The organism is Sporosarcina sp. SAFN-015 (genome assembly GCF_051966875.1).
Taxonomy (GTDB): domain Bacteria; phylum Bacillota; class Bacilli; order Bacillales_A; family Planococcaceae; genus Sporosarcina.
Map to the genome: position 1 here is coordinate 142,615 of NZ_JBQCKP010000006.1, position 17,630 is coordinate 160,244.

The 17,630-nt window shown below is 52.3% G+C and carries 24 protein-coding genes and 2 pseudogenes; 1 reads left to right on the forward strand and 25 read right to left on the reverse strand.

Going from position 1 to position 17,630, the window contains the following annotated elements; translation table 11 throughout:
* Positions 1 to 56 precede the first annotated feature (56 nt).
* Complete coding sequence (locus ACTHPA_RS12245; protein WP_440500575.1) at positions 57 to 497, forward strand: hypothetical protein; 441 nt, start codon at positions 57 to 59, stop codon at positions 495 to 497.
* Here ACTHPA_RS12245 and ACTHPA_RS12250 read toward each other — a convergent pair.
* The 25 genes and pseudogenes from ACTHPA_RS12250 to ACTHPA_RS12370 form a co-directional block, all read right to left on the reverse strand.
* Positions 494 to 1,441, reverse strand: coding sequence for a DNA cytosine methyltransferase (locus ACTHPA_RS12250; protein WP_440500703.1), 948 nt, complete (start codon positions 1,439 to 1,441; stop codon positions 494 to 496). The two genes, ACTHPA_RS12245 and ACTHPA_RS12250, sit on opposite strands and share 4 nt — an antisense overlap.
* Before the next feature lie 45 nt (positions 1,442 to 1,486).
* Positions 1,487 to 2,044, reverse strand: coding sequence for an AAA family ATPase (locus ACTHPA_RS12255; protein WP_440500576.1), 558 nt, complete (start codon positions 2,042 to 2,044; stop codon positions 1,487 to 1,489).
* Positions 2,041 to 2,412, reverse strand: a complete 372-nt coding sequence (locus tag ACTHPA_RS12260) for a hypothetical protein (RefSeq protein ID WP_440500577.1) — start codon at positions 2,410 to 2,412, stop codon at positions 2,041 to 2,043. The genes ACTHPA_RS12255 and ACTHPA_RS12260 overlap by 4 nt, the downstream gene beginning before the upstream one ends.
* 22 nt (positions 2,413 to 2,434) lie before the next feature.
* Complete coding sequence (locus ACTHPA_RS12265; RefSeq protein ID WP_440500578.1) at positions 2,435 to 3,076, reverse strand: 3D domain-containing protein; 642 nt, start codon at positions 3,074 to 3,076, stop codon at positions 2,435 to 2,437.
* Positions 3,073 to 3,792, reverse strand: a complete 720-nt coding sequence (gene thyX, locus ACTHPA_RS12270) for an FAD-dependent thymidylate synthase (RefSeq protein ID WP_440500579.1) — start codon at positions 3,790 to 3,792, stop codon at positions 3,073 to 3,075. The genes ACTHPA_RS12265 and thyX overlap by 4 nt, the downstream gene beginning before the upstream one ends.
* Positions 3,789 to 3,983: a hypothetical protein gene (locus ACTHPA_RS12275; protein ID WP_440500580.1), complete on the reverse strand. Its 195-nt coding sequence runs from the start codon at positions 3,981 to 3,983 to the stop codon at positions 3,789 to 3,791. Before ACTHPA_RS12275 ends, thyX begins: the two co-directional genes overlap by 4 nt.
* On the reverse strand, positions 3,980 to 4,402 hold the full coding sequence (locus ACTHPA_RS12280; protein WP_440500581.1) for a MazG-like family protein: 423 nt from the start codon (positions 4,400 to 4,402) through the stop codon (positions 3,980 to 3,982). Before ACTHPA_RS12280 ends, ACTHPA_RS12275 begins: the two co-directional genes overlap by 4 nt.
* On the reverse strand, positions 4,403 to 4,579 hold the full coding sequence (locus ACTHPA_RS12285) for a hypothetical protein (RefSeq protein WP_440500582.1): 177 nt from the start codon (positions 4,577 to 4,579) through the stop codon (positions 4,403 to 4,405). It lies immediately after the preceding gene.
* Entirely contained in the window at positions 4,576 to 4,752 is a 177-nt protein-coding gene (locus ACTHPA_RS12290) for a hypothetical protein (RefSeq protein WP_440500583.1), read from the reverse strand. The genes ACTHPA_RS12285 and ACTHPA_RS12290 overlap by 4 nt, the downstream gene beginning before the upstream one ends.
* Complete coding sequence (locus tag ACTHPA_RS12295; RefSeq protein WP_440500585.1) at positions 4,749 to 4,931, reverse strand: hypothetical protein; 183 nt, start codon at positions 4,929 to 4,931, stop codon at positions 4,749 to 4,751. Before ACTHPA_RS12295 ends, ACTHPA_RS12290 begins: the two co-directional genes overlap by 4 nt.
* Positions 4,915 to 5,169, reverse strand: coding sequence for a hypothetical protein (locus tag ACTHPA_RS12300; RefSeq protein WP_440500586.1), 255 nt, complete (start codon positions 5,167 to 5,169; stop codon positions 4,915 to 4,917). Before ACTHPA_RS12300 ends, ACTHPA_RS12295 begins: the two co-directional genes overlap by 17 nt.
* Positions 5,166 to 5,885: a PhoH family protein gene (locus ACTHPA_RS12305; RefSeq protein ID WP_440500587.1), complete on the reverse strand. Its 720-nt coding sequence runs from the start codon at positions 5,883 to 5,885 to the stop codon at positions 5,166 to 5,168. Before ACTHPA_RS12305 ends, ACTHPA_RS12300 begins: the two co-directional genes overlap by 4 nt.
* 105 nt (positions 5,886 to 5,990) lie before the next feature.
* Positions 5,991 to 7,364: pseudogene (locus ACTHPA_RS12310) on the reverse strand (ribonucleoside-triphosphate reductase, adenosylcobalamin-dependent); the annotation flags it as partial.
* A 147-nt stretch (positions 7,365 to 7,511) separates the two neighbouring features.
* Positions 7,512 to 8,201, reverse strand: a complete 690-nt coding sequence (locus tag ACTHPA_RS12315) for an NUMOD3 domain-containing DNA-binding protein (RefSeq protein ID WP_440500588.1) — start codon at positions 8,199 to 8,201, stop codon at positions 7,512 to 7,514.
* Between the two features lie 133 nt (positions 8,202 to 8,334).
* Positions 8,335 to 9,189 (reverse strand): annotated as a pseudogene (locus ACTHPA_RS12320) (ribonucleoside-triphosphate reductase, adenosylcobalamin-dependent); the annotation flags it as partial.
* Positions 9,190 to 9,249: 60 nt separating this feature from the next.
* The gene (locus ACTHPA_RS12325; RefSeq protein ID WP_440500590.1) at positions 9,250 to 9,435 is read right to left on the reverse strand and encodes a hypothetical protein; all 186 of its coding nucleotides are present in this window, start codon (positions 9,433 to 9,435) and stop codon (positions 9,250 to 9,252) included.
* Positions 9,423 to 9,572 (reverse strand): hypothetical protein, encoded by a 150-nt coding sequence (locus ACTHPA_RS12330; RefSeq protein WP_440500592.1) that lies wholly within the window; start codon positions 9,570 to 9,572, stop codon positions 9,423 to 9,425. Before ACTHPA_RS12330 ends, ACTHPA_RS12325 begins: the two co-directional genes overlap by 13 nt.
* Positions 9,569 to 10,096, reverse strand: a complete 528-nt coding sequence (locus tag ACTHPA_RS12335) for a crossover junction endodeoxyribonuclease RuvC (protein WP_440500593.1) — start codon at positions 10,094 to 10,096, stop codon at positions 9,569 to 9,571. The genes ACTHPA_RS12330 and ACTHPA_RS12335 overlap by 4 nt, the downstream gene beginning before the upstream one ends.
* Positions 10,086 to 11,186, reverse strand: coding sequence for a hypothetical protein (locus ACTHPA_RS12340; RefSeq protein WP_440500594.1), 1,101 nt, complete (start codon positions 11,184 to 11,186; stop codon positions 10,086 to 10,088). Before ACTHPA_RS12340 ends, ACTHPA_RS12335 begins: the two co-directional genes overlap by 11 nt.
* Positions 11,186 to 12,175, reverse strand: coding sequence for a hypothetical protein (locus ACTHPA_RS12345; protein WP_440500595.1), 990 nt, complete (start codon positions 12,173 to 12,175; stop codon positions 11,186 to 11,188). Before ACTHPA_RS12345 ends, ACTHPA_RS12340 begins: the two co-directional genes overlap by 1 nt.
* On the reverse strand, positions 12,175 to 12,459 hold the full coding sequence (locus ACTHPA_RS12350; protein ID WP_440500596.1) for a hypothetical protein: 285 nt from the start codon (positions 12,457 to 12,459) through the stop codon (positions 12,175 to 12,177). Before ACTHPA_RS12350 ends, ACTHPA_RS12345 begins: the two co-directional genes overlap by 1 nt.
* 19 nt (positions 12,460 to 12,478) lie before the next feature.
* Complete coding sequence (locus ACTHPA_RS12355) at positions 12,479 to 14,704, reverse strand: DNA polymerase (RefSeq protein WP_440500598.1); 2,226 nt, start codon at positions 14,702 to 14,704, stop codon at positions 12,479 to 12,481.
* A 183-nt stretch (positions 14,705 to 14,887) separates the two neighbouring features.
* Positions 14,888 to 16,387 carry a hypothetical protein gene (locus ACTHPA_RS12360; RefSeq protein WP_440500599.1) on the reverse strand — a complete coding sequence of 500 codons (1,500 nt, stop codon included), beginning with the start codon at positions 16,385 to 16,387 and terminating at the stop codon, positions 14,888 to 14,890.
* 2 nt (positions 16,388 to 16,389) lie between these two features.
* Positions 16,390 to 16,716 carry a hypothetical protein gene (locus ACTHPA_RS12365; RefSeq protein ID WP_440500600.1) on the reverse strand — a complete coding sequence of 109 codons (327 nt, stop codon included), beginning with the start codon at positions 16,714 to 16,716 and terminating at the stop codon, positions 16,390 to 16,392.
* 109 nt (positions 16,717 to 16,825) lie between these two features.
* Positions 16,826 to 17,599, reverse strand: coding sequence for a hypothetical protein (locus ACTHPA_RS12370; RefSeq protein ID WP_440500601.1), 774 nt, complete (start codon positions 17,597 to 17,599; stop codon positions 16,826 to 16,828).
* Between the last annotated feature and the right edge of the window lie 31 nt (positions 17,600 to 17,630).

Here is a 17,630-nt window from a genome sequence, read left to right on the forward strand (position 1 = left end):
AATGCGTACATACTTCGCTATAATTACGTCAAACTATCCAAAACGGAGGTAATATCGTGCCAAATAACGCACTAACCAACGTACTCACACCCGCAGCAATCGACGAAGCTCTCGCCGGCTTTACGTTCGTGCCGTCCGATGGCGTACCGTTTATCACGCTCGACAGCCAGCGCCGCTTCTACTTCAACGCGTCCTTGCGCAAAATGTTCGGCCTGCGCGCGTACAGCCGCGTAGCAATCGGCTATAACGCAGTTACGCGCTCAATCGCCATACTTACGAAGAACATGGACGCCGTGCCTGCGAATTTCAGCTACGTGCTGGACAAGCGTCACTATGCGTCTGCGCGCAAGTTCGTCAGCGATTTCAAAATCGACATCGATAAGGCGCCGTACACCTACGTATTTGATCGAGGCACGTCCGTTGATGGCGTGTACATTTTCCGACTGTCGAAGGACGCGCCGATTGACGGCGAGCTTATCGAATCCCACGGGCGTTAAGCTCGTATGAAACCTTGCGCTATCAATGCGTCGAATATCGCCTCTAATACGCTGACTACGATGCTATTGCCCGGCAGTTTATATAGCGCAGATTGCGGAATGTCCGTTGCGGCAACGCGGTCGTAGTCGTCGTCGGTGAAGCCTAACAATCGCCAACATTCCCGCGGAGTGATTTTGCGCAATATGTCGTCATAGTAAACGGCCACGTTCGGACTAGTCGTCAATGTAGGCACCATTCCACTTTGCACACGTCCGCGCCGCGTCTTGCTGTTCGGGCGTTCTACGTTGATACTGTCGCCGTCGTAAACTTCTTGGAAGCCGCGCTTGGTGTTCGCCTTGATGTATAGCTGGCCGTCAGCTTCGAAGAATAGCGACAGTTCGTTATCGGTTAGCGGAAAGGCCGCCGGGTCTACAGTGCGGTCGATATAATGCGCGAGCGGCTTCGTCAGTGGGCGCGGCTCCGGAAACTCGAATGCTGCGTCATCTAGCGTGCTGACCGTGAATATGCGCTCACGCGACTGTGCCATGCCGTAATCCTTTGCGTTGAGTATCTTAAACGTATTGCGGTAGCCTAGCCGCTCCATCGTCGTAAGGTAGTGATTGAAGTGATCGATATGGCGCTTGCTTACGAGGCCTGTGACGTTCTCCCAAATAACGACGCGCGGCCTCGGATTCAGCTCATGTTCGATAATTTCGAGTGTGCGCTCGTAAAGGATGGACCGGCCCGTACTGACGTCGTTAAGGCCGTTATTTGACCAGTCTTGGCAGGGACTTCCGTGTACGAGTAGGTCAACGTTCATATTCCAGTCGCGAATATCTTGCGGCTTGTAGCCGTTGTCGAAAATCTGATTGTACGCCGTTACCGCATATGGCAGTATTTCGACGTAATCGACGCTCTTTATGTTAATGCCGAGGTTTTCTAACGCTTTACGCGGTGCACCTATGCCGCCGCTATCCGAACAACTCTAGAACCTTTAAAGGTGAGTTATTCATTTGGCATCATCCCCTTTCAACTTCGCAACTAACGCATCAACATTCGCCTTTAACGCGTCCAAGTCGCCGACATTCGAAAGCTCCGCATCCACGTCAAAGCCCGCAACTTCTAACTCGGTCGGATGCGTCAAGTCTTCGTAGTCAAATACGTCGCCTACCGCCTGCGCCCGTACGATTCTTACGTCCATCGGCGTAGTAACGCGGACAATCGTAAAACCATTCGCGCGCGCCCACTCGATTTCATTCGCCTGCCGTGCGTCGGTTATGACGATGCCGCGCGTTGTTTTACTGTCTTCGAGCAGGCTAACCGTACGCGAAACGTGCTTTATCCATACGTCAGGATCGTAGTCGCGCATGACGTTCATAAACTGATACAACGCGCGCGGCTTCGGCTCTCGTGGCACATCAGGAAACGTCTTATGCGCAATTAACTTAAGCGCGTCGCCGAACGCTACGGGAAATTCGAAGTCATGGCGCAGATTCAAGTGGCGCGCGACCGTATCTTTACCGCTGCGCATCGGGCCAGTCAGACATATGCGTAGAATCTCACTCATAAGCGCGCCACCGCCTTATACAACTCGTTAATTTCATACGCCTGCTCCGCGTTCTGTCGCGTTAAATCCGCTCGATGCGCCTGCTCAACGACTAGGCACGCCTCTAGCTCGCTCACCCTGCGCGCAAGATTCGCGATAAGGTCGGTTACGGAAGGTGAATCTTCCTCGACATCGCGGACTAACTCGAAGAGAGGCAGTGTTTCCTCGCAGATATACGATGTCTCGCCTGCGTCGTCTTCGAAAAGCGCGTCACCTTCGTAATCAACTTCGTTAATAACGTATACATTACCGATTGACATATCTTCATGAAAATCTCCGCCCAAAAACCGCACATTGTCGCCAACCTTCGGCATTTGTTTTAACGCCATCTTAACGCCCCACTTTCGTGTTTTATTTGCCCCTTCGTATCATCCGTACCTCCACCGTCTGCCTACCGAACCCCAACGCCTCTGCCTTCGTTTCATGCGCAATGTCGATAATCGCGCCCTTTATTGCGCCGCCCGTGTCGCTGGCTACCGCTTCAAACGTAGTGCCATCCGCAAGGGTAACGCGCACGATCGAGCCAAGCGGTATCACCCGCGGGTCAGTCGCAATTACACGCCGGCCATCCTCGTATATCGACTTGCGCAGGTCGTGACCCGTCCGCGTAATGCCCGAACAGCCGGCGCAATATGCCGTATATGCCGTCGCCTGAAATGTTTGCGCCTGCCCTACGTAGCTACTGCCGCGTGATGCCGGCTGCTGCTTCGGCTTATTTGCGCTGGCTGTCCGTTCGGCTCTACGCTTCTTCTCCGCAATTAGCACCGCTCCCCTCTCCGCTAACTGTTGCGCTTCATACGCCCGCCTACGCTCGTCTAACGTTGCTATTTCGTCGCTGTCGTCGTAGACGGGCGGTTTGGGCTGCTCCGCGTCAGCCGCTTCCTCCGGCGGCTCTACGTCGTCAGTCTCCGCAGGTTCCGGGCGAACTGCCGCGTAGTAGAACGTCATGAATGCGAGCAGTCCTGCGACTATTGCCGCTTTAATGCACTTCATTGCGTGTCTCCGATCAATGCGTCGATACTTACCGGAAAATGTTCGCGCGCTAATTCGAGTGTTGCTTTTGCGTACGCTTGGATTTCGACCTGCGCGTCATCTGCGAGTCGTTGCGCGATAAAGTGTGCGACGGATTGTAGCGATGCAGTCCAGTAGTAGCGCACGTACATTCCGTAAGCTGGCAGGAACAAACGCGCTTGTTCTGCGCAAACTCCGCGTCTCATAGCCCGTTCGTACAGCCGAATACTTTCGTCAACGTGTTCGATTAGCGCCTCCAACATTTCGTAACCTGTTACGCGATCTACCGCTTCACCGCTACCTTGCTTCGAACTTTCCGGCGCACTTCGCCATTCGTCAATTTGCGGAATATAAAACGTCGGTTCTTCCGTAACATATCTACGCGAGCTTTCGTTCCACGCGTCCATATTATCGCCAGTAGCTTCCGCAATAGATGAACCTACAATATATTTCCAGTGTTGGCGCGCTATCATTAATGGCGCATATAATTCGAATTGTAGCGTTGCGTGTCGGAATGGTGACGTATGTCCCTCACGCGCAAGGAAGGCGATTAAACGCTGATCCCTGTCCGTGAGTTCGCCCGTTTTCTTGTCGTAAGAAACGCGTGCTGCGTTCGCTACCGTGCGGTCGTCGCCGAGAATGTCGTGTAAGATGACGTAGCCCTTGTCGAGTACGTCTATGCGTTGTGATTGCGTCAATTATTCGTCCTCCCATTCATGTAATGCGCCATTTCGACGCCGAACTTATTTCCTTCATGAACGTACGTAGCAACTCGCGAACCTGTGTGCTTATCCGCGCGTGCCATCGCCCATTTAGCGGATGCGTACGCTTGTATAAAACGGCCGTCAGCGTCATATACCGCAAATAGGTATGCGTGAGTTCGACTCATTCAATCGTCCCCTTTTCGAAGTTAAACGCTAGTTGTCCGCTACTGTCCGTCAAGTCGCTTTCCTTAACGAAAACTCCGTCGACCATCTTACCGCGTCTGTCCTTGATTTCGTCGTATGCAATGTCGATGCATTCCTCGATTGTAAAGCCGAGTTGTTGCGATAGAATCGTCATTACGACGTACATATCTCCGATTGCGTCCTTAGTTAAATCCGCATTTCCCTTCGCCAGCCCTTCGAACAGTTCGCCAAACTCTTCGCCGAGCTTTAGCGCTTGCTTAGTCGGGTCTGCCGTGTGTAAGTTGCGATCAATCGACCACTGGCGGATTAAGTCCGTCTTTGTATGTCTTACGTTGCCCGGCGCCCTTACCTCCGCGCTAGGCGGCTTAAAGAAGTCCTCTCGTTCGCGTAAATACGCCATTTATACGTCCTCCTTACGTTTTATTGCGGCTATAATGCCGTGTTCTGCGGAGAATACGTAGAATATCAACGCAATAACTAGTAACGTTATGTCGTCAATTATCGCCCATAAGACGACGTTTACCGCGGCTAGGAACGCCCATGCAAGCGCAAATATCCCGTGTGTTGTCGCCTTCATTCCTCCGCCTCCCCTAAATTAACCGTCATGTAAATCCGTTCCATCGGCGCGGGCACCGGAATACTAACGGTCTTGCCCGCGCATTCTTCGCAAACTGCTACGTGGTCGAGAAAGTCCTCAAAATCGCCGTATTTAGCGCCACATTCCGGGCAAGCGTACTCCGCTACGATCATTCCGCCACCTCCTGTATTGCGCCGTCATCATCGAAGTATAGTCCGTTGCGCGCCGCGATTTGCTCGATTTCTGCGTAGTCCGGATCGTTAGTTGCGTCGGTTAATAACGCAAGCAGGCGCATGAAGTCGCGCCGTATTCGTCTGTTGCGTATGGGCATTCCGTTATTCTTCGTCGTCATGTCCTATTTCCTCCGTTTCATCTTCGTAATATTGCGCGCTGTCCGTCACGAAGCCGATAGCCGGCGCAAGCTGCTGCGTTGGATGCGTATCGCCTAGCCCCGGATTGATTGCGACTTGTATATCGCAACTGCCCGCGCCGATAGTCGTAATGAAATCACGGACGTGTGGAGCGATGTCCGTCAGTTCCTCCGCGCGCTCAACGTTGATTCCGAATGTGTACGTTATTTCCGTAGTCATACGACATTACCTCGCAATTCCAACGCCTCAAATTCCGGCGGTACGTCATGGTTGCGTAATATCTTTTCGACAACTTCTACGACCGGATGGCGTTGCGTTTCCGTTAGGTTAATATGATCGAAGTATTGATGCGCCTCGGCGTCGTACAGTCCTTTCAGTAAGCAGTAGAGTCCGTTATTATTCGGATTGCGCAAACGCGGACTATCAATCTGCGAGAAGTTGCCGGTAAATACGAATTTAGCGTTATGTCCCGGTCGCGTAGCAATCGCCGCAATCGTATGAATGTCGACATTCTGCATTTCATCACCGAGGAAGAACGTGTGATTTAACGAACGACCGCGCACCGTCTGAATCGGGTCGAAGAATACCTTGCGCTTGTCCTCGTCGCCATCGAGGATATACCGGCGAATTACCGCCGACATATCGCTCATTACATCGAGGTTATCCATAAATGGCGCGATAAACGGATACGTCTTCTCGTCGATGTCGCCCGGCAATGCGCCGAGGTTTTCGCCAACTTGCGTCTGCATCCGCGTATATATCATCTTGCGGTAACGCTGTTCTTCGACGACGCGCTCCAAGCCGACTGCCTGCGCAATCAGTGTCTTACCGCATCCGCTAGGCCCCGTAACGAATGTGAAAGGCTTATCGTTAATTAGCGCCTGCATTAGCGCTTTCTGTGCGCCGTTCTTCGAAGTTATTCCGAAAAATGCCATTTGATCGCTCCCCTTTAACCTCATGCTCGCGGAGTTCCCGCAACGTCATTAAGACGTCGGGCTTGTCCGCGGCTAGTCGTTTAGCTTCGAGCATTGTGCGGTAACTCATCGGATAGGGCAAACGCCGCCTTCGCAGCCGTCCATTCCGTCGAGGTCGCTGTCCGCGCCTGTTTCGAATTGTTCGAGGATAGCCGGATCGAATGTGGCCATCTTTGCGGCGAGGTCTTCGTACTGCTCGCGCGTAATCGCTTCGTACGGCGCAAGCTCGTAAGAACCGCCGTCATGCGCGAGGAAACTAACGCCTACGAAATCGTCCCATCCTTCGTATACAATCCGTTGCGCTTCGCTCCACTCATCCGGTCGTACGTGAATCGTATTGGACGAATTATGTTCGGTATATTCGCGCTGGAATCGGAAGTACGTATCGAACTGCTCCGGCACTTTTACGTCGTCCTTCGTCTTGCTTGCGCCCGATGCGACAGGGAAGTCGATAACGAGCGTTCTTGCGTTTGCTAGGCGTTCCTCAACCGTTTCGCCCGGCGTGCCTACTTCCGCATGTACCGGCCAGCCTATCGACTGTACCGCTTTTGCGAGCGGGTCTGTCGCGTTGATCCGGATTCTGCGGATATAGTACGGCGAGTGCGACCAATGTAGGCCGGAACTTACGCCTCCTGCGACTTGCGAAATCGTGCCTTCCGGCTTGACCGTCGTAACGAGTAATGGCGCATTCACGCGTAGTTCTTTCGCATACTTGTCCGCTTCATTGCGCGCCACGTCGCCTAATAGCGCAAGCAAGTCCGCTTCTTCTTCCTCCGAATAGTCAATCATTGCAAACGCGTCCTTTACGCCAGTTAGCGAGGTGCCTAGCAGTCTATCGCGTTGCTGAACCGCGTCCCAATGTGGCAATTCTAGTTGCGCGAGTGTCATACGTAGTCCAGCACGAGCAGACACTCTCTGCGCTTCGAGTAACGCAAGTACATCGAGTACATACCGTTCGCCCACCATTCCGTGACACACACCATCTTCGCCCCACGAATAGTCCGTGATTGGCTTAACGAATTGCACTAAGTTGACCGTCGTTAGATTACACACGCCGTAACTGTCGAGAATGATCTCCACGCAGGGGTTTAGTCCCTCCGCGTTAGGTCGTCGCCTTTGCGCTTCTTCGAGGTTCACGAAGCCCGGCTCGCCTTCCGCCTGCATCAATTCGAAGATTAGCGCGAGCTGTTCTTCTGTTGGCTTTTTCGTAAAAGCAATTGAGTTATTAGACATGCGGCGATGATGCAACGGTCGGGCTTCCGCATTAAACGGCTCAATCGACGCAAGCATATTCGCAACATCGTTAAGACCTGCCGCTTCTACTGCTCCTACAACTTTTTCGTGCTGCTCGACGTTCCATATTCCGTTAATGCCGTACTTCGCGAACATCGACTCGTAATCGTCCGCGTCAAATAAGAAGATTTCCGCCGTCCTTCTTACCATTATGTTCAACGAGGTTCGCTACGCCTCGCCCGCGCCTTTACGCGCAGCTATACGTTTCCGCATAGATCAGACTATATCTTCTAAGTTCCCCGTTTCGAGCGCCAATCGCTTGCGCCCTACGCCTTGCGGCTAGTCGTTACAGGTTCAATCTAACGTGACAGTCGCTCCCTCGTATATGTCGTTCTTAGTTTTCTTTTTATAATGAAGTTTTCCGCCAATGCCTCGGATTCTAGTGAAAGCAATTCCGAACTTCAACTCGCACTGCTTCGCGGTTAATCTTTCTTCCGTTCCGTCGGTATAAGTGACGTTGTACATAACGCTATTATGATGCTGATCCCCTGTTTTCCCGAACATCGGGTTATCCTCACCAAATCGTTGCACTCCGTACATAGGATTGTCCTCTCCAAACTGACCGCCTTTACCCTTTCGACTTTCGGAAATTTTCTTCTTGGTTTCCCCTGAGTGTTTTCTTCCGTAGAAACCGTTATCTGCTCCGAAGAACTTCCTTTTAGCGAATAACGACTTTTCGCCTCTCGCAAGTCTTTTGTGTATCGGGTTAAGCTTACCAGTTGAAAAGCCAGTGCCTCCAAACGTGAAATTGCAATATGCTTGTCCGATAGACTTCATTTCTGCAATTCTTTCAATCTCCTTTTCGCAAGCAGCTTCGTTTGTAAGGCCATCATATACGATCCTAACGTCACATTTATATTTTCTGTAAACTGACATGAAATACTTACTTCTGTTATGAAGTTCGTACATTCGATTGCCAGTACCTTTACCGACGTAAAACACTTCATCATTTTCTTTCTTGTAATACTCATATACGTAGAACATATTATCGACCTCCATAATTTAATTATAGAGAGAACGACTTTAGATTGCTTCCCTCGGTATTGTCTTCGCCATTACGCGGTCAGAGTTTCACCGATAAAGAGGAATTTTTATTTAAGTCGGAGGCATAAGGTTTACCACCGACTACGACGTTGTAGCCGATCAAGTTGCCGATGTCGAGTATGTGAATCGGTCTGACGCGCTTATAGCCGTTGCCTGCGTCCTCTAGTGGCGCGAGCGAGGCATCCATTTCATTGCGCAATACCTTCGATATACCTTCGAACATTTCTAGTAATGGTTCGTGACCTGACGCTGTGCCTCCGAATGTATTAAGTCGCGCGCCTTGCGGTCGAATGTAATCGTAATAAATGCTGATTTCTTCGACGGCTTCGTACTGCTTATCCGTCAATAGGCGGAAGAACTCGCGCAATGAATCGACCCATCCTTCCTTCGAGTCGCCTACGTGAATGACTGCCTTTGTACCGTCGTTAATGATGTGTAGCGAAGTGTCAGCGATCTTTGTCGCAGGATAACGTTGCGTAAACGGCTCATGCGTTACTTTCACGTTTGCGCGAATTGGCGCCAAGTTTGCGGCGTACTCTTTCGTACATTTAAAACCAACGCCCGTGCCGACGAGTAGCAAGTAGAACAAGTCGCCGAGGTCGTCCCAACTTCGGATGGAAACGTAGGAACAGTTGAAATTTGCGAGCGGATACTTGTCGGCAACGCCGCCGTCAGCTCCGCCAATCCATAACGTCCGTCCGCTTACAAACTGGCGCAAATTGAACATGTTATCGAATAGCAGCTCGGCTTCTGCGCGCAAGGCGTCATAGTCCGCCGTGTAGCCGATTTTGTCCGTATGCTTCTGCGCAAGTCCTACGTTGTATTCCGTAGCACGCGCGACTGTCTCTTTCCACGTTTCGCGCCGTCCTTTTGCGGGCAGGAAGCGCGAATATGTCCGATAGTAAACGAACTGGCCGAGCGCGTTCATGTGCGCTGGAAAGTCCGGGTATTTCGATAAAAATTCGTTAGTTAGTAGTTTCGCCGTCACTTAATCGTCCCCTTTACGTTTGTCTTCCGCTTGCAAGTCTTGCATCGCGTCCTCAATTTCGATCAATTCGCGCTCTAGACGTCCAAGCGCTATTTTTGCGTGGCTTATATCGAATAGTAATTCGCCGCGCCGCTCCGTTAAAAGCCGCAGCATTTCGAGCCTGCGCGCCTCCGTTAAAGCGGCCATATGCGTAGTCCCCAACGGATTAGCGCAAGGTGTGCGAAGAATCCTCCGACTACTAGCGCAAGCATGTATAGTGCGACGATCGAATAGCCGATAAACTCGCCAACCTTCGTTGTTAACTTCTTTTTAGGCGTTGTCATTCCGCAATCATTCCTTTCGATTTTAAATACGCAATGCCCACCGCAGTCGCATCCGAACAGTCATCCGTCGCAAATACGAAGTCGTCCGGCAATTTAAGCAGCGCCCTTACGCCCGCCTCGACTTCCGCCTTGTCTGCGCTGCCGTTGCCCGTTGCCGCCTTCTTGACCGCGCTTGGCGTAATTTCGTCCGCTGTTGCGATAGCATAGCCGTAACGTCCTAACGCCGCGTCCACTGCCGCCCATGCGCCGAATACGAGTTGCGTGGCGCGTTTACTACGACCCTTCGTGAAATGTTCGCGTGTTACGGCGTCGAATGGTCCGTATTCATGGACGACTTGGACCGTCTTCGCTTCGATGTATGCATATCTTTGCGAATCCGGCTGGCTTGCGTCAGTGGCCGCATGATCGACGTGCAATAGCGACAAGCGCGGACCGGCTTTGAGTTGACGCAATTCGAGGACTGCGTAGCCGGGCGATGCGCTAATGTCGAGCGCGAGTATGCGTAGGCTCTTTTTAGGACTCATATTGCGCGTCCGTGTCGTCGATGATTGCGCCAATGTCGCGTTTCGTAATCCAGTCGCCCTCGTCAGCTTCAAAGTCCGCTGTATACGCCCAACCACCCGCGCGCGGTTCTGTAAGCGTAAAAACCCGCGACTTGCGATAATATCCAGAAGCGCTCTCGCCATTTACGCGCATCCCTACGACAATCTCCGTCGGTTGCGGCGCATTATAGAACTCGGCCGGTACTTTTACACCATACAAACGTCCTGCTGCGATTGCCTTGCCGATGTCTGCGTTAAATACGTCGCCCGGCGCGCATTTTGCGAATGCTTTGTCGATTAGTTTACCGTTAGCCGATCCGTGCGCAAGCGCCGTAACGACGCCTTTATCCGCGTTTACATGGAACGTCAGTCGCGTCGTCAGCCATTCGAAAGTATAGTTGCCGTCTGAACCGTCGCCGTTATATGCGCGTTCTTCCAAGTCCGCCACGAATGCGCGCGCCTGCTTGATTACGTCTGCGCGGCGTTGATTTGGCGTTTTAATGATTGGCTCTTGCTTCGGTCTGTCCGCAAGCTGCGTTTCTAGCGCATTTACCTTCGCCTTTAACGTTTCGATCTCGGCTTCGGCGTCGGATAGGCGCGTGAGGACGTAGTTTTCGTTGTGCGTCGGCTCGGCTACGATGACTTCGTATTCATAGTCGAAAATACCGAGGTTGTTCTCCGTAACGAGTACAGCATCAATCGCCCCGCTATGGCCCATTCCCCTTCGTACTGTTAGTACGCTTCCGACATCGTAAAAACCTCTCGAAGTTAGCGGCTTCGTAATCAAAATCCGCTCGCCTACGCGTGCCTTGCGTTTTTCTGTACGGTATTGTTTCGTCACTATACCGTTCTCCTTTACGAGTTTGATTGCGTCAAATTCAGACGGCATAATTAGAAGACCGATTTCACGCGCTCCTCTATCAGTGCAATTTGCTCCTCCAACATACAGATTTCCGTCTCGGCTAACGTTTAGAACTTCGTAGATTTCGCCGTTCTCGAAATACTTACTGCCGAATAAAATCGCATTAACGTCCAAAACGCGCACCTTATCGCCAACTTTGAACTTCGCCATTATAACGTCCCCTTTCGCGTTTCAGTTATAAACTCGATAGCCGCCGCATAATCCCGCTTCTTACTCGCGCTCATATTCGAATGTTGCGCGCGGTGGTTCACTTCGATCAATTCCGCGAACTCATCGTCCGTTAAGTCGAGCGCACAGGCCGTCTTAAATCCGTTAAATGTCCAATCGTCGAGACTTAGCGGAGGTGGCGTTCCTTCCCTTACACATCGCGTCACATACGCAGGCTTGTCGAGCACTTGCGCAATGTCTTCGTCAGTAATGCGCAAGCAGAACGCTCGCAAGTCCGGCGTTTTGGCGTAATCTTCATCGGACATAAACCAGCCTTTCTTCGCGAGATTCAGGTACAGCACGACGTAGTAAGAACAGCCGAACATGCGCGCATAGGCCGTTGCTTGTTGTCGGTGGCTTGCGTCCGGCTCGCGCATTGAATAGTGCGACGTCTTGGCCGCCGTCGATGCCTTCGACTTGATTTCGAGGCCAACTCGGATCGCCTCGCCGTCGTCCGTAATGTACTCCATGATTCCGTCAGGCGCGCCACTTAGATAGAATGTTTCGCCGTTGTGCGTGACTTTGACGTTCGCTTTCGCAAACTCCTCGAAGCGCGGACGCCCTTGTTCGTCGCGCAAGAATCGGAAGCGCGGCGCATTACCCGTCAGGCGCTCGTAGTGCTTCTCGATGAATAGTAGTTCGCGCTGGATCATATCGCCCGTTAGCGTTCCCATTTTCGCTTGCCGCGCTTGGTGCGGTGGCCTGCGGAAGTTATCGCGCTTGGCGCCCTTCGCCTTCAAATACAGCTCGCGCGGGCAACTGCCGAGTGACGACGGCGAGAAGTACGGTTTTTGCGGCCAAACCTTCGGCGGGCTGACGTACCATGCGTGAATCTGCGAATCTAGCGCGTCATCGAAAACCTCGGGCAAGCTAAACCAATCGTCCAGTAGCGCGATCAAGTCGCCTTCTATTTGTGCGGATAAGCCCGTCATCAAACCGCCACCCAACGTGTAATAGTAACTTCCTTCTTTACGACTTCATCTACGCCGAAATCCGTATCTTCATCGTAATACCAATCCGTGAAAGGTGAGCCGCTTCGCATTACTGTTCCGCGATAGAATTTCGTACCGTCTGTAAAAATTAATTCCGCGGACTGCATCTTTCCATCTTGCTCGAAGTCCCCTTCTTCGACGGTTGTTAGCGTAACGCCGTCAACTTCAATTTCCTCTTCGAAAAATAGTTCAGTAACTTGCGCCTGTGTAATTTTGATCGTCATAATATCGCTCCCCTTTCGTTTATAGCGCAGGAACCGCTTTGCCTGCGAGGTAGTCACGCGCCGTAATGCTGTCCGACCAACGGCGCTGTATTTCGATGTCGGTCCCGTTCTCAACGCCCGGCAACAGGTATGAATGCGTCATAACACGATCGATTTCCGCAATGTCTTCCGCAGTGAGTGCGTCGTCTGTAATGAACGCCAGCTCGTCGTGTATTGGCGCAAACCATTCCCACCCCTTGCGTTTGAGTAGCGCATCGAGCGCAACCATCGTAACTTTCGTCTGTATCGCGGCCAGTCCTTGTATTCGCGCATTCGGCCCTTGTCGCATTGCCCGCCGTATCTCGCTATTAACTTCTCGCGCCTTCTTGTATTTCGGATCGTTCCATTTGCCGTAGGGTATGCGCTTTTCCTTCTGACGCGCCTCGGGCAGTCGCCGCTTACGGTCCTCGTCGCCAATCCATACGAAGCCTTCGCGTTTAGCAAACGCCTGCGTATCCTCGATAAACTGCGCAATCTTACGATACTTCGCGAAGAAGTCTAGCCGGAACTGTTCCGCCTTTTCTACGCTAATGCCGAGCGATTCCGATAAGCCGTACTTACTTGCGCCGTACATGGACGACAATAGTACGACCTTCATCATCTTCCGCTCGGGCGTATCGCTACCGTCCGGCATTTTGTAGCACTCTTCGTACGGCTTGCCGAAGAACTCGCTCGCCAGCGTCGCATAGGCGTCCACGCCCCGCGCAAAGGCGTCGAGCAGGACTTCTTCTTGCGAAACCGACGCAATAATCCGCACCTCTTGCGCCGAGAAGTCGGCATTGACGATAAACTTGCCCGGAGGAGCTACGAACATTTTGCGCGCTTCTCCGCTCTGATTCTGTATGTTAAAACTGCCGCTTCCGCCCGAACTGAAACGCCCTGTCTTTGCGCCGTTTTGGTGCAACCGCGTATGAATGCGTCCCGTGCGCTCGTTAATCAATGACGGAAGCGCGTCGTAGTAAGTCGATAGTAGTTTCGTAACTTCGCGATATTCGAGCAAGTCCGCAATGATCGGCCAGTCTTTTGCGAGCGGCTTTAGCGTCTTCTTTGCGTCCGTGTCCGCGATTGTCTTGCCGACGTGCGTCTCGATAGCCGTCTTTAGTTGCGCAGGACTATTAAGGTTTACGTCGTCGCCGAGCGCAGCCACAACGCGTTTATGCGCCGCTTCCGCCTGCTTGCGCAAGTCCTCCGCAATAATAGACGCATAATCTGTGTCGATGTCGTAGCCACGTAGCTCCATATCGGACACGATCTTTAATAGCGGCATTTCAACCGTTTCGAAGTAGCGCAGCATATTGCCGTGCTGTGCGAGGTGTTCGCGCTGGAACTCGTAAAGCCTGTACGTTATGTCGCCGTCCTTTGCCGCGTATGCAAGCGCAGTCGTCAAGTCAACTTCGTCAAAGCCGCGGTCGCCGAATAGCTGGCCGTATGTGTACGATTCATCTCGCAGATACTTCGTCGCAAGCACTTTCAGCGCCTTAGACGGCTCGTTTTCGTTCAATAGAATCATAGCTTCTTGCGAGTCCCACGCGAGGTTCTTCACGTCAATGCCGAAGTTATTGCGCAGCATTTGCAGGTCGAACTTCGCGTTGTGCGCAATGAAGCCGATGTCCGCGTTCTCGTATAACGGCTTTAGCGCGCTGGCTACGTAATCGCGGTCTAGTTGCGGTTTACTAGCGTCCTGATGGTCGGTCGGAATGTAGTAGTGCACGTCCGCGCTAGTTGCCGAAAGTACATGACCGACGATCTTGTCGCGATAAACGTCTACGCCCGTTGTCTCTACGTCAAATACGACTAGTGTTTCGCGCGACATCACGTCTATTGCATCTTGCAGCGCTGTCTTGTCCGTAATCAGAACGTAGTTGTCCGGCTTGTTCTCGACCATTTCCGCCAAGCGTTCGACACGCGTTTGTTCTTCGAGTACCGCATACAACCGCAATGCCTCCGCCTTGCTGAAACGTTTTGGTCGGCCAGTCTTCGTAGTTAAGTCCGCAGGGTCGCGTCCTAGCTTGCCTGCGTCCATTGCCGCGCGGACAGACGCAAGCCTAGCGCGGTCTAAATCGGATAACTTCGTCGCAAGTATGCGCGCCCACGCTTCGTCTAACGTTTCGGTATTCGCCCGCTTAGTGGCTGCTGCCTTTGCGACACTTGCGCTCGCCTCTGCTGTCGGGCTACGTAGGTTTAACGTCAACTTTACGTCTTTCATTTACGCATCGCCTCCGTCAATGAATATTCATTCGCTCATAGTACGCGATAACTTCCTCGTAATGCTCGTCCGCCCAATCGCGGAAGCAGTCCGACGAGCAGTAGTAACGTTGCGTATGCTCGTCGTATGTCGCGTCTGTGTGCGGTTCAGTTGCGTTCAATTCCTTACCGCAGTGGCACGTATTCACACCACGTCAACACGCGATTCTACTGGCGCGATTAGTTTGATGTCTTCGCCTAGTACAAGCGCAGTTCCTTCGTTTAATTCCACGTTCCCTCCGCCACACGAACCGTAAGGCTCCCGACTTACTTCGGCTAGTTTACCGTTCAATTCCGGATATTCTTCGTCGTCTAGGACGCGTACAATATCGCCCTTCTTGAACTCGTTAGGCTTGCGCCCAAGTTTCGCAAATGCTACGTCTTTACCGTCGAGCTTTTCGAGGTCTTGCGGACGGAAGTAGTCGTGTTCGCCGCCGTCCGGTAGTTCGGCGCAAATTTCGTAAGAATCGTATGAGTCTCCGCAATCAAGGTCGGTGATTTCTACGATCGTGCCCGCTTTAATGTCGCCGAACTCGCCGTCCTTTAGCGTCTTAGCGTAGTCGCCTTCGGACAGTTTTGGCGTTTTCGGCTTCGCAGCAGGCTTCGCATTTACTTCATACTCCGCAACTTCCGCAGGCGTGGCGAGGCGCATTTCGGCAAACTCCGTCCAAACAGACCTTGTAGGTCCGCCGGGAACTAAGACCTCGGCGCGTGACATGCCTTCTGCGATGCGTCCGACCTTCCCGATGTCTCCGACTTTATTGTTCGAGTAGCTCGTATTCGCCGTAATGACTACGATGTCGCCCGTCTTTGGCTTCGGCTGCGCAACCGGCGCGTATACGAGTACGTTCGCTTCCGTGCGTCCGTTAAATCGGTTGTATACCGCCGCGTAATCGCCGTCACGATCCGTAATGCCTCCGCCATCTTCGACTTTGTACGGCGTACCGTTTTCTAAACAGCGGTATTCGTTCTCCGTAAACACTACGACATCGCCCGGCTGTGCTTTGCGCGAAACTAGTTCGTAGGTTGCGCCGTTGTGTTCGATTGTTTGCGCTGGCTTTGCGTTGGCCGGCGCAGTGTCTTCGACGATGACTGCGTATTCTTCCGGATAAATCTGCCGATCGTGTTCTTCGACGTGTACTGTTCCGCCTCCGCCTGCAAATCGCCATATATCCGCTTCCTTAACCGTAAGTACGTCGCCATTCGCATACTTACCGTCCGTTTGCGTAGCATTCGCAATCAAAATCCGCTCGCCCACTTTTGCGTGGCGATTTTCCGTTTTGTATTGCGGCTTGGCTGGCGCGTTACCTGCCTTGCCTTCTAGCTTATCAACGCGTTCTTCCAATGCGTCAACTCGCGAGTCGAGTGCGGGCTTGTCTGCGGTGATTTTGCGGAATACTTCGAAGTCTGACGTATAGCCGTTTGCGCGCCTCGGAAACTCAATATGCGTAAATCTACCGTCTGTATATTTCGCAATATAGAAGTCGCCTTTTTCGATAGTTCCCCACGACCTTCCGACGACTTGCACAACGTCGCCAGCTTGCGCATGTTCGTCAACCTTCGCATACTCCGCGCCATCATACTCAATCTTCGTAATTTCGCCGTTAACCATATCGATCGTCTTTACGCCTGTAAGTTTTGCCATCCTCAAACCGCCGCCTTTTCGTCGTTTTTTAATAGAATCCACCGCTTGCGCGCCGTCTGCTCCGTACTCCAATATTCGGATAATCCCGTACACTCGAACATAAAAGCACGAGTATGGTCGACTCCGATTATTAAGTCTACTTCGTCCGGCGTATACGGCTCGCCGTTACCTTTGCGCGCATAGACTACGAGCGCATTGTCGCGGTCTGTCCGTACGCGAAGGGTTTTCACTTGTACGCGATAAGTTTCGCCGTTTGCCGGATCGCGCGCTAGGAAATCGTAGACCTCCGCGACTAGCGGCTTGGCGACCTCGTAGCCCAGTTGCGTCATAAGTAGCGAAGCTGCCGTTAGCTCGCTGATTGCGCCTGTTACCTGCGTTTCATGTGCGATGTTGTCCGCCTTCCTTCCTCGTTATAGTTTGCGAGAAACCTGCCGTCGGTTAGAACGGCAAGTCATCGTCGCTTACTTCGATTGGTCCTTCGCCTTGAGCAAACGGGTCATTCGTCGATGCTGACTCTCCGATTGCAGGCCGTTCCAACCCGATTAGCGCGATATCGAAGCCCGCCTGAATCAAGTTTTCGATTTGCTGCTTCTCGTCCGCTTCGAACAGAATACCGTCGAATCGCGACATATCGAACTTGTCCGGCGCTTTGTCGAGGTTGGCGCGCTGTACGTCCGTCAAGTCCTCGTCAGGGAACATGACCGGCGACAAACTGACCGTTGTCGACGTTCCGCTACCTTGCTTCGATAGTTCGAACGCCATTTTGTCGAGGCGCTTCTCGTTCTTGACGATGATTGCGTGGATTGCTTGCGCTTGCTTCTTCGATACGTCAATGACGATTAGTTCGCCCGTCGTTAGGTCGTAGAAGCCCATCGCAAAACGTTCCTTGCAACGGTATTTAGACGCCTCTTGACCGTGGTAATCGTTGAACTCTTGCGACAAGTCCTTATGATGCTTCCAAGCGCGATCCCAAACGGTTAAGTCGTCAACCGGATAGCCTTTCGCGGATTTCTTCGAGGGCTTGTCGGCAACGAACGAATTTACCTTATTGAAAATGCCGTAGCTGAAAAACTGAATCAAGTCCGCTGTGCCGAGCGCTTTAACGAAGAACGTTGTACCGCTTTTAAAGCTCGTAAACTCATTCGCCGTGCCTGCGTCGTCGGATCGGTTTAATGCGTTGAGAGCGTCTGCTCCTGCTGTGTAGTTCGTCAATTTAACGTCCCCTTTGCGTGTGTTTTATCGG

Excerpts from the sequence above, each read along its gene's own strand:
- ACTHPA_RS12255 (WP_440500576.1), bottom strand. The coding sequence starts at position 2,044 with ATGAGTGAGATTCTACGCATATGTCTGACTGGCCCGATGCGCAGCGGT.
- ACTHPA_RS12260 (WP_440500577.1), bottom strand. The coding sequence starts at position 2,412 with ATGGCGTTAAAACAAATGCCGAAGGTTGGCGACAATGTGCGGTTTTTG.
- ACTHPA_RS12265 (WP_440500578.1), bottom strand. The coding sequence starts at position 3,076 with ATGAAGTGCATTAAAGCGGCAATAGTCGCAGGACTGCTCGCATTCATG.
- ACTHPA_RS12275 (WP_440500580.1), bottom strand. The coding sequence starts at position 3,983 with ATGAGTCGAACTCACGCATACCTATTTGCGGTATATGACGCTGACGGC.
- ACTHPA_RS12280 (WP_440500581.1), bottom strand. The coding sequence starts at position 4,402 with ATGGCGTATTTACGCGAACGAGAGGACTTCTTTAAGCCGCCTAGCGCG.
- ACTHPA_RS12285 (WP_440500582.1), bottom strand. The coding sequence starts at position 4,579 with ATGAAGGCGACAACACACGGGATATTTGCGCTTGCATGGGCGTTCCTA.
- ACTHPA_RS12290 (WP_440500583.1), bottom strand. The coding sequence starts at position 4,752 with ATGATCGTAGCGGAGTACGCTTGCCCGGAATGTGGCGCTAAATACGGC.
- ACTHPA_RS12295 (WP_440500585.1), bottom strand. The coding sequence starts at position 4,931 with ATGACGACGAAGAATAACGGAATGCCCATACGCAACAGACGAATACGG.
- ACTHPA_RS12300 (WP_440500586.1), bottom strand. The coding sequence starts at position 5,169 with ATGACTACGGAAATAACGTACACATTCGGAATCAACGTTGAGCGCGCG.
- ACTHPA_RS12305 (WP_440500587.1), bottom strand. The coding sequence starts at position 5,885 with ATGGCATTTTTCGGAATAACTTCGAAGAACGGCGCACAGAAAGCGCTA.
- ACTHPA_RS12315 (WP_440500588.1), bottom strand. The coding sequence starts at position 8,201 with ATGTTCTACGTATATGAGTATTACAAGAAAGAAAATGATGAAGTGTTT.
- ACTHPA_RS12325 (WP_440500590.1), bottom strand. The coding sequence starts at position 9,435 with ATGGCCGCTTTAACGGAGGCGCGCAGGCTCGAAATGCTGCGGCTTTTA.
- ACTHPA_RS12330 (WP_440500592.1), bottom strand. The coding sequence starts at position 9,572 with ATGACAACGCCTAAAAAGAAGTTAACAACGAAGGTTGGCGAGTTTATC.
- ACTHPA_RS12335 (WP_440500593.1), bottom strand. The coding sequence starts at position 10,096 with ATGAGTCCTAAAAAGAGCCTACGCATACTCGCGCTCGACATTAGCGCA.
- ACTHPA_RS12340 (WP_440500594.1), bottom strand. The coding sequence starts at position 11,186 with ATGGCGAAGTTCAAAGTTGGCGATAAGGTGCGCGTTTTGGACGTTAAT.
- ACTHPA_RS12345 (WP_440500595.1), bottom strand. The coding sequence starts at position 12,175 with ATGACGGGCTTATCCGCACAAATAGAAGGCGACTTGATCGCGCTACTG.
- ACTHPA_RS12350 (WP_440500596.1), bottom strand. The coding sequence starts at position 12,459 with ATGACGATCAAAATTACACAGGCGCAAGTTACTGAACTATTTTTCGAA.
- ACTHPA_RS12355 (WP_440500598.1), bottom strand. The coding sequence starts at position 14,704 with ATGAAAGACGTAAAGTTGACGTTAAACCTACGTAGCCCGACAGCAGAG.
- ACTHPA_RS12360 (WP_440500599.1), bottom strand. The coding sequence starts at position 16,387 with ATGGCAAAACTTACAGGCGTAAAGACGATCGATATGGTTAACGGCGAA.
- ACTHPA_RS12365 (WP_440500600.1), bottom strand. The coding sequence starts at position 16,716 with ATGACGCAACTGGGCTACGAGGTCGCCAAGCCGCTAGTCGCGGAGGTC.